At 49.9% G+C, this 2,727-nt stretch carries 2 protein-coding genes; both read left to right on the plus strand.

All coding sequences use genetic code 11. The features are described from left to right. On the plus strand, positions 1-244 hold a 244-nt coding region (locus ACE1CM_RS33970), incomplete at its 5' end, for a hypothetical protein (RefSeq protein WP_374883296.1). Between the two features lie 100 nt (positions 245-344). Then, positions 345-2,402 carry a magnesium chelatase ATPase subunit D gene (gene bchD / locus ACE1CM_RS33975; RefSeq protein ID WP_374883297.1) on the plus strand — a complete coding sequence of 686 codons (2,058 nt, stop codon included), beginning with the start codon at positions 345-347 and terminating at the stop codon, positions 2,400-2,402. The last annotated feature ends 325 nt before the right edge of the window (positions 2,403-2,727 follow it).

A 2,727-nucleotide genomic window follows, 5' to 3' on the forward strand; every position in this document is an offset into this window, starting at 1 on the left:
CAACACCCAACATAAAAGCTTGTCCTGGTTAGGCTTTCTTGACTCACGCCAGTACTTTCAACCGTGCGTTATCAAGTATGTTTGTGGCACAGGAGTGTCCAAACCCGGTTTCTCTGGCGTTTCTGACAAGAGATTATCAGACGATCGCAGCACAAGTCAATCAAAGATGGCGAATAAATTCGCTCGTGTCCTCTTTCCGCCCCGCTTTAAAAAGACGGGGCTACCAGAGTCCCGGATTATTTAGGTGTAAAATAAAAGCTTTCCCCTATAGGGAAGAGATTAATTCAAAAAAAGCATTCGTGAATTGATATGCTGAAAACCGACAAGAGTAACGATCGCATACCATGCCTGCCCTGACTAACCCATCTGTAACGATTGCCTTTCCACTGACTGCCGTTGTCGGTCAAGCAGCGATAAAATTAGCCCTGCTGTTAGCAGCAGTAGATCCGGGATTGGGAGGGGTAGCGATCGCAGGTCGTCGCGGCACGGCTAAATCCGTGATGGCGCGCGCCCTCCACGCCGTGTTACCGCCGATTGAAGTTGTCAAAGGATCCCCGTACAATGATGAAGCGGACCCGGAGATGCGGGGAAGGGGAGACGCGGGGAAGGAAGATGACGGGGAGACGCAAGGACCCGGAGACGCGGGGAATAGTCAGTCTCATCTTGTGACAGAAATTATTCCGGCACCTTTTGTACAAATTCCCTTGGGAGTAACCGAAGACCGACTTTTGGGTTCGGTGGATGTGGAAGAATCGGTGAAACGAGGAGAACCTGTGTTTCAACCGGGTTTGCTAGCTTCGGCAAATCGGGGGGTTTTATATGTCGATGAAATTAATTTATTAGACGATCAAATTGCTAACCAACTGTTGAGTGTATTATCGGAAGGACGCAATTTGATCGAGCGGGAAGGAATCAGTTTCGCTCATCCTTGCAAAGCGCTGTTTATTGCGACTTATAATCCGGAAGAAGGTCCGTTAAGGGAACATTTGCTGGATCGAATTGCGATCGCTCTCTCCGCTGATGCCGTTTTAGGATTGGACGAACGAGTGCAAGCGGTGGATGAAGCAATCGCTTACTCCACTTCTCCCCAAACTTTTCTCGCCCAGTACAGCGAAGATATCGATAATCTCAAAACTCAGATTATCCTGGCGCGGGAATGGTTGAAAGATGTCCAAATTACCCACGACCAAATTGCCTATCTAGTCAACGAAGCTGTGCGCGCCAGAGTGCAAGGACATCGCGCCGAATTATTCGCCGTGCGCGTTGCTAAAGCTGCGGCGGCGTTGGATGGACGCACAAACGTTACTTCAGATGATTTGCGTCGTGCCGTCGAGTTAGTGATTGTACCCCGCGCCACAGTGGTACAAACGCCGCCGGAAGAACAACAACCTCCGCCACCCCCACCCCCGCCGCCTCAAGACCAATCCGAACAAGAACAAGAAGAAGAAGAAGATAAGGAAGAAGAAGATAACGAAGATAAACCGGAACCAGAAACAACTGATATTCCAGAAGAGTTTATTTTTGACCCAGAAGGCGTGATTCTCGACGATAGCGTCCTCTATTTTGCCCAAATGGCGCAGCGCCACGGCAAGTCGGGAAGTCGCAGTTTAATTTTCTCAGATGACCGAGGGCGCTATGTCAAGCCGATGTTACCCAAAGGTAAGGTACGGCGAATTGCCGTTGATGCGACTTTGAGGGCAGCTGCACCTTATCAGAAATCGCGGCGCGAGCGTCAACCCAACCGCAAAGTAATTGTAGAACAAGGGGATATTCGCTCGAAGCGGTTAGTCCGCAAAGCGGGGGCATTGGTAATCTTTGTGGTAGATGCTTCGGGTTCGATGGCGTTAAACCGGATGCAATCTGCTAAAGGTGCGGTGATGCAACTGCTGACCGAAGCGTATCAAAACCGCGACCAAATTGCGCTGGTTCCTTTCCGGGGAGAACAAGCAGAAGTTTTATTACCGCCGACTCGTTCGATTGCTTTAGCTAAAAAGCGTTTGGAAAGATTACCTTGCGGCGGCGGTTCACCTTTGGCGCATGGTTTAACCCAAGCAGTAAGGGTGGGAATGAATGCTCAAATGTCGGGAGATATCGGTCAAGTAGTAATAGTAGCGATTACCGATGGACGGGGGAATATTCCCCTGGCGCGATCGCTGGGCGAACCTTTGCCAGAAGGCGAAAAACCGGACATTAAAACCGAATTGTTGGAAATTGCCGCTAGAATTCGCGGATTGCGAATCGATCTGTTAGTTATCGATACCGAAAGTAAGTTTATTTCCACTGGGTTTGCCAAGGAATTGGCTAAAACCGCCGGTGGGAAGTACTATCATTTGCCCAAGGCGACGGATAAGGCAATTGCGGCAATGACCAAGGGCGCGATCGCTGACATCAAATCGCGGTAGGGGCACGGCATTCTGCCATCTTTGGTTTATACCAAACGTTATTCCAGGCCGTGCCCCTACATTCATTTATCCTTGTCGGGGCACGGCATTCTGCCATCTTTGGTTTATACCAAACGTTATTCTACGCCGTGCCCCTACATTCATTGATGGTTGTCGGGGCACGGCATTCTGCCATCTTTGGTTTATACCAAACGTTATTCTACGCCGTGCCCCTGCATTGTACCTGTAACCCGATTCATCGATCCTTGTCGGGGCACGGCATTCTGCCATCTTTGGTACAAATCAAACCTTATTACACGCCGTGCCCCTGCATTGTACCTGTAAC

Origin of the sequence: Microseira sp. BLCC-F43, assembly GCF_041929235.1 — a bacterium.
Taxonomy (GTDB): Bacteria; Cyanobacteriota; Cyanobacteriia; order Cyanobacteriales; family Aerosakkonemataceae; genus Microseira.

Excerpts from the sequence above, each read along its gene's own strand:
- bchD (WP_374883297.1), top strand. The coding sequence starts at position 345 with ATGCCTGCCCTGACTAACCCATCTGTAACGATTGCCTTTCCACTGACT.